This is a genomic window from Paracoccus sp. NFXS7 (genome assembly GCF_040148865.1).
In the GTDB taxonomy this organism is placed as follows: domain Bacteria; phylum Pseudomonadota; class Alphaproteobacteria; order Rhodobacterales; family Rhodobacteraceae; genus Paracoccus; species Paracoccus marcusii.
In genome coordinates this window covers 1-6976 of the sequence record NZ_JAKEKV010000025.1, presented here as the reverse complement: position 1 = coordinate 6976, position 6976 = coordinate 1, and the positions used below count along the sequence as shown (strand labels likewise).

General features: G+C 62.9%; 2 protein-coding genes and 1 pseudogene. 1 reads left to right on the top strand and 2 read right to left on the bottom strand.

The annotated features are described in order from the left end of the window. Positions 1-143: 143 nt before the first annotated feature. Positions 144-590 (top strand): annotated as a pseudogene (locus tag LZ686_RS18645) (transposase family protein); the annotation flags it as partial. A 19-nt stretch (positions 591-609) separates the two neighbouring features. Here LZ686_RS18645 and LZ686_RS18640 read toward each other — a convergent pair. Beyond that, positions 610-3126 carry a CFI-box-CTERM domain-containing protein gene (locus LZ686_RS18640; RefSeq protein WP_349548752.1) on the bottom strand — a complete coding sequence of 839 codons (2517 nt, stop codon included), beginning with the start codon at positions 3124-3126 and terminating at the stop codon, positions 610-612. Between the two features lie 561 nt (positions 3127-3687). After that, positions 3688-5226: an NAD(+) synthase gene (nadE, locus tag LZ686_RS18635; protein WP_349548751.1), complete on the bottom strand. Its 1539-nt coding sequence runs from the start codon at positions 5224-5226 to the stop codon at positions 3688-3690. Between the last annotated feature and the right edge of the window lie 1750 nt (positions 5227-6976).

Below are 6976 nucleotides of genomic sequence, written 5' to 3'. Positions count from 1 at the left end.
TCAAGTGCCACCTTCGCCTCGAACCCAGGGGCGTGCCGCTTTCGTTTCAACATCGTCGATCTCCCTCGTGATGAAGATCAGCAGACAGCAAAAACAGAGCTTACGTCAGTGCCCAGCTTTCAGGGGGCACCTCAATCCGTGCGCTCGCGGCGATCCCGGATACTTCGATATCCGGACGGCGCGTCGCACGAGAGCAATCGGCTCGAATCGAGCGTCAAGGGAAGCTTGGAACGATTGTCTCAGACAACGGCACCGAACTAACATCGACCGCCATCCTGCGGTGGTGTTCCCAGCATCGGATCGAGTGGCACTGCATCGCGCCGGGAAAGCCGATGCAAAACGGCTTCGTCGAGAGTTTCAGCGGCCGGATGCGCGACAAGCTGCTCAATGATACCATGTTCCGCAACCTGGCTTATGCGCGTGTTGTGATCGCTGACCGGGCCGCCGACTACAACACCGAGCGCCCGCATTCGGCCCCGGATCACCAGACCCCGCCTGACTACGCGCTGACCCTCACCACCGCAATCGCCCGCCCCGCTGCGCGAGATGAAAGCTCCGCGCGTCGAGCGATTGCTCAACCCGGCAGGTGATCGCGAACCACCCTACTAATCACTTTCCAGCGGTCAGATCGGTCGACCTCAGCAATGCGACAAACCGAGAAAGTGTCGACCGGACGGCGCGTGCATGAAATTGGTCGGGCCGTGTGCGGGCCGCTAGCTTCGGTCCGATGATCCAGTAGACCCTCACAAACAAGCGACCAGCCCCCGTCTTGATCAGGTAGTTGTCGCGGAACGCGCGCAACGCAACGACGTCGGGATGCCAGGGATTTCCATAGGCGGACGTTGCGACGAAACAGGCGCCGCCAGAGGCAGATTCCTCATCCTGATCTGCGTAGGGATCGTCCGGGTCGGGGGTGTGGGGATCGTCGGCAACCGGCGGAACGTAGGGCAGGTCGTCTTCGTCGACCGGTCGAACGGGCAGGTCGTCGTCCGGAAGACCCTCGTCATCATCTCGCAGTTCCAGACGAGCCATCGTCGCTTCCAGCTCGTCGAAGTAGATCGACGTACCCTGCTGGTCCGGCTGATCGAAGTGTCCCTCCCCCTGGCGAAAGACCTCGACAACCTGGTCATGCGTCAGCCCGTTCAGATAACTGTCCGTCACCTCGACGATCCGATCATGGTCCATGAAATCAAGGACCTGTTCGTGAAGCATGTCGATCCGCTCGGCCTGACCGGCAAGAATGACCTGGCTTCCGTCGGGAAGCCCCACCACGATGTCGCTATCGATCACCTGTGATGCGTCGCGAAGTGCCCCCGCATCCGCGAAGGCTCCGCCAAAGCCGATATGGTCCCGGGTCGAAAAATCCAGGATGGACGCATCGCCGCCATTGCCGACCATGAACAGGTTTCGTCCCCCGCCGCCTTCAAGGACGCTGTGATCCCGCGGGTCGTCGCTGCTGGCCACGATCATGTCGTCGCCGTCGCCGCCTGTCACGGTGTCGTCGCCGCCATCCGCGAAGATCACGTCGCCCTGATCCGATGCCACAAGAACGTCGTCCCCCCTGCCGCCGGACAGGACATTTCTGCCGCCGCCCCCTTCTATCGTGTCATCGCCAACATGGCCGCGGAGGATGTCGTGACCCAGCCCGCCGACGATCAGGTCGTCGACCATCCCGGTGGCCGGATCGGTGACGTTATGCGCCCCCTCGATGACCAGGTCGCGGCGAGGATCGGAGACCACGACGACCATCATCTCTCCCGGTCTCAGATCGTGGCGATCCTGAACGCCGGGGCCGGAAATGACGTTCATGTCGGCCCGCGCGTCGGCAATGCCGTTCGCGCCCGTCACCATGCGTGCGGATTCGTCGAACCAGGGTGAATGCGGCGAATCCGCGGGCGTCAGCGTCCGGACCGAGACGTGCATCCCGTCGGCGATGCCCCCAAGATCCACCCTGCCCGCCCCGTTGGTCGGATTGTGCAGAAAGACGATCTTCTGGCTGTCATCCGCAAAGCCGGTGACGCCGATCCCGTCGGTCACAGCGATGTCCTGCAGGGCATGGGCATCGGTCATGGTGGTTTTGCCGACCAGATGGCTTTGCGCGATGTCGTAGATCTGCCCCATCGGCGTTGCGATCGCGACGATCTGTCCGCCGTCGCTCTCCGCCGCGGGAAACCGGGTGTCATAGAACTTGTTCGACAACCAATTATAGGCGATGCCCCAATGGTCGATCGAATCCACGCCACGATCCACCGCCTTTGAGAACGCGTCGATCCAGGCCGCGCCCTGATCGATGCCGACGGCCGTGTTTGCGCCGATGTTGAATTCCGAGAGTGAGAACTTCAGATCGCTGGAAAACCCCTCGAACCGCTCAAAGACCTCCATCGGGCGGATCGCCCAGTTCAGGTTCTGGGTGATCGTGCTGGCATCCGGGTAGCTGTGCTGAAAGACCGTGTCGATCATTCCGCGATGTTCCAGCGAGATCTTGGAGATGATATCTGCGGACTCCTGCGGACCGTCCGCGGTCCATCGGCCGTCAGCGCCCTGCGTCGCGCGCCACTGGACCCCCGCCTGAACGCCCAGGCCTGGGGCATGCCAGCCGGACATGTCGTCGGACAGCCGTTCGATCATGTCGTTGAGCTTGGGGATCTGCGCATTGGCGATCGCGCCGTATTGATGGCCCGTCAGGCTGCCCCAAGCCTTGCTGCCCCAGTATTCGTTGCCGATTTCCAGGTCTCTGACCACTGCGTCGGGAAACGCCTTCAACGCCGTTTCCAGCCTGTCGACATAGCGGTCGAACCCCGAGTGATCGAAGACGCCCCCCTGCTTGTCATAGAACTGGAACGTCGGCACGACCACGGTCATCGGCTTGCCGGTCAAGGAGGCATATTCCAACGCCTCGTTGATGGTCATGACATAGTTTTCGCTGCCGGGTTCGATCGGATCGCCGAACATCCGCGCCAGTCCGCCATTCGCCCAGGTCTGATCCTCGGTCACGCCGCCGCCGGGATAGCGAAACCCCGAGAAGTCGATTTCCTTGAGGGTTTCGGCAAAGGGCTGGCCATCCTTCAGACTGTCCCGCGTCAAGATGATGTTCGCGCCGAAATGAGCGTCCGTGATGAGTGACAAGGCGGTCTCCTTCAAGCCTGACCTGCGCCTGTTGCCGAAGGAGTGCCTGTCGACGCGCATGCGCCGATCCGCGTGGTCTGATGCGTCGGCCCGATCGACGCTATGCAAGAGCCCTTGATAAACCGTGAAGACGCGGCGGATTTCGACATGGCATCAGAATTGCGACCTAGGCCTGCATCGCGGTGGCCGCTGCTGACCATTGCCCAACCTGTACGCTAACTCGGTCCCCCCATCTTTCGCTGAAACCTGACGATGACGCATTCCATCATCGTAGCCTTTTGAAATTACGAGTATTCTTGGAATTCAAGCAACTTTCGGCCGCTTTGCGATGAATGGGGCGCGCAAAATAGGTGCCGCTGCTGTGCGTCCGCGCCGGCGCTGTATCCAGAAGGCTGTTCCGAATGAATCTATGGTGCGAGGATTCAGCGTCGCGAATGCCGGTGACAACCATAGTTCTTCAGAACAAACCAACAATCTGTGCGAGCAGTGCTTCGCCCAAAAGCTGCGCCTAAAGATGCGCCTGATATGGCATCGCGAAGGCGCATCCGCGACGCCGCACCGTTACACGCTCTGGCCTGCATCCACGCCCGCGCCTGCTGTGCTATCAAGCAGGGAAATACCCAACTGCAACGCGGCACCGATGGCCTTGGTCAGAACGACGTCAGGCGCGCCCGCGAACTGACATTCCCTCACCACGGGTGCGCCCCCGCGCAGGCAGGCCGCAATGCAGACATATCCCGCGGGCTTACCCTGATCGTCGTCGGGACCGCCCACGCCGGTGATCGCCAGCGCCAGCCCGGCGCCGGGGGCCGCATCCAGCGCACCTGTGGCCATCTGCCGGGCCACCTGCGGGTCATAGACCGTCCGCTCCTGGATCAGCTGGGCGGAGACCCCAAGCGCATTTACCTTCATCGACGGGACATAGGTGACAAAGCTTCCCTCCAGCGCGGAGGAACTGCCGGACACGCCCGCGATGCTTGCCGCAAGCAGGCCGCCTGTGCAGGATTCCGCCGTCACCACGCGGCAATCATGCCGCTCCAGCAGCGTGCAAAGCGTGCCGGCGGACGCGTGCAGATCGTCGGGAAACCCGATGTCCACCCGCTGCCTGCGCAGGATGGCGGGGCGGAACAGCCTTTCGTCCAGCCGGTCGATCATCGCAAGCCGATCGGCTTTCGGATGCGCAAGATTGATGGGGTTGACGCGCTTGAACCAGGTCCGTCCCAGCCGCGTCGCGATGGTCGACACGATCCTCTGCGCATGCGGATCTTCGTCTGTGCCCAAGCGCCGCTGGACATCGGCCATATCCATGTCGGGACCGTCCTTGCGCGCCTGATCCAGGGCAAAGACCACGATGTCCCATTCCAGATAGGTCGCGCCGATCTGCGCCTCGTCTCCGGCACCTATTCCCAACCCGTCGGTCGGCTTGGCGCGCCACGTGTGCTCAGGGACGCCGCTATTGCGGGCCAGCCACGGAATCTCCCACGACTTGAGCAGACCCTGTACCGGCGCCAGATCGCCCACATCGCCATGCAGCGTCCAGAAGCCCGCCCCCAGCTCCGAAAAGTTGTCCGTGCTGGCGACCAGGCCCCCGAGCCGGTGAGCCTGGTCGTAAAGCGTCATCATGCGCAATCGGGCGCGCAGGTTGCCCCGACGGGTGCGCGCCCCCTCATCATCGGCAGCCACGATGCCGGGGTGCAGTCGAGCCATGGCGGACACCATGGCATCATATTCCGCTGACAGATCCAGGTGAAAGTGCTCAATGCCCAGCGACTTGCAGGCGTCGATGCCGCGGTCGGTCTCCTCCGGCACCTGGTGGATGGGCAGGGTCAGTCCGATGACCTGCCAACCCGCCGCCTTGAACAGCGACGCGGTCAGCGCCGAATCAACGCCACCCGACATCCCAAGGACCGCCGTTCCGACCCCGGCCTGCCGGCGATAGTCCTGCAATTGACCGATCAGGTGATCCTGCACCCGCTGCAACGCCGGCGCGGGAAGAAACAGGCCGTCCTTCACCTGTTCGGCGAATTTACGCGCGAACCAAGGCGACAGCGCCCCTGCCCGGTCCTGTCGCGAAAGGTTCAGAATTTCCGTTTCCAACATGGTGCACCTGCCTTTGATTGGACCCGTGTACCCATCCAAAGGGGCATTTTGTTCCCGCGCAACCGTACGGACTTCAAACCCCGGTGCCCGCTACGCGGTCGCATGATCCCAAGGCGGCACCGACTGCCAATCCGAACAATACTGCATCCCAATCATCAGCGTTTGAGACCCCACCTCGGGGCGAGCCGCAGGAGTTTTCAGATTTTGGCACTGCGACGTAAAGGAGCCGCCGTAGAATCCCCCTTACGATCACCCTGCTCGTGGCACGATGCTCAAAAGCAAAGATCGCTCAATTAGCCCCAGCAGTATTCCGGCTGCCGCGCGAAATGACTTCTATTACGTCCGTTCATCACATCCAAAGACGCCCATGCGATCTAAGCGCCGGGGCAAAGTCGGGGTGCCGTCCAGGGGAACTTCGTGAAGCGGACAGACGAATGCCCGAATGCACTCAAAGATCGACGAACCGCAACCGGAGTTTGTCATGCGAAGCGTCCGGTCGAACGCCTGCCCCACGCCCCTTTCATCAATGGTGCGTCAATGTCCGTGCCGGGAACACTCCGAACCTGCGATGGCACTGTCGGGAAAAGCGAACTGAGTGGACAACGCCCGCCTCGGCGGCGGGTTAGGTCACATTCGTCCGCCCGGACAGCAGATCGGCACGGACATGATACAGGCGGGCCTGCGCCAAGCAGTTGCGCGGCGCGGGAATTCCGCATTCCCCAAACGCCAGCTGCAACGATCTGGGGCTGCAGTTCAGCCTGCGACAAATCGCAATGATGCCCACCGGCTCGGCATGGACCGCATGCATCAGTTCGATCGACTGCCCGACCCTGCGCCGCCCCGCCCGACACGGGGCACCCCGTGGGCGCGGTAAGGCTGGCCCCAAGATCGCTTGGGACATTAGCAAGTAGGGCGGACAGATGCCCGAAGGTCTGGTCCGCGACAGCCCCAGCGGCCCCATGTTCAGCCAGCGACGGTGTCTGCTGATCACGCACCGCAGATCCGCGACCTCCGGCATCCGGGGTACCTGCCCGCAGCGGGGCAACTCCGCCCGCAGATCGTTCAACCGACAGGCTTGCCGCAGGGCGGCGCGGGGAACCGTCAGAAGGTCCGCCAGATAGGGGGCCGATGGCCCGCCGCGCTGGACCGTAGTGCGCCGACGGCTTGGATCAAGGGCCAGCACGCGGTTCGCGCCGGTCCCGAAGACTTCGCCCTCACCTCGCTGTGGACGGTCCTGGACCATGGCACCTTCCGCCTTCGGACAGGCTGCACTGTCGGCGGGGCCATGAGGACGATGATTCACGACATGCAATGTCCGACGCGCCCATGCGCGCTGGAACCCCGGGTCCAACAGGAACGAACGACGTGATGAGACGACCTGTCGCATGGCTGGCCGCGGTGACGATGGTGGCCGGCAGTCCGACAGTCGCCGACACATCCCCCACGAGACGGTCCGCCTTGCCAGCGGGACCTCGGGGACCACCCCGGCGGGGCAGGTCAAGTGTTATGACAGAGTCCAACACGCGATGGGCGTGACGATGGGGCAAAAGCAGGACGTGCAGCTGGATAGCGGCAATTCCAGCCTGTATTTCACCTTAGCCGCCCCCGTGCCAGCGCTGCGCTGTACAAGCGGCTGTCAATCGCGCGCTCGTCTTTCTCCTACACGCCCAAGGGCGGGCCGAACAAGACCTTGGCCTGATGCGGCGGATCGACGAGCAGTTCCTTGGAGACCCTGTTCTTCGGCGTCCGG

Excerpts from the sequence above, each read along its gene's own strand:
- nadE (WP_349548751.1), bottom strand. The coding sequence starts at position 5,226 with ATGTTGGAAACGGAAATTCTGAACCTTTCGCGACAGGACCGGGCAGGG.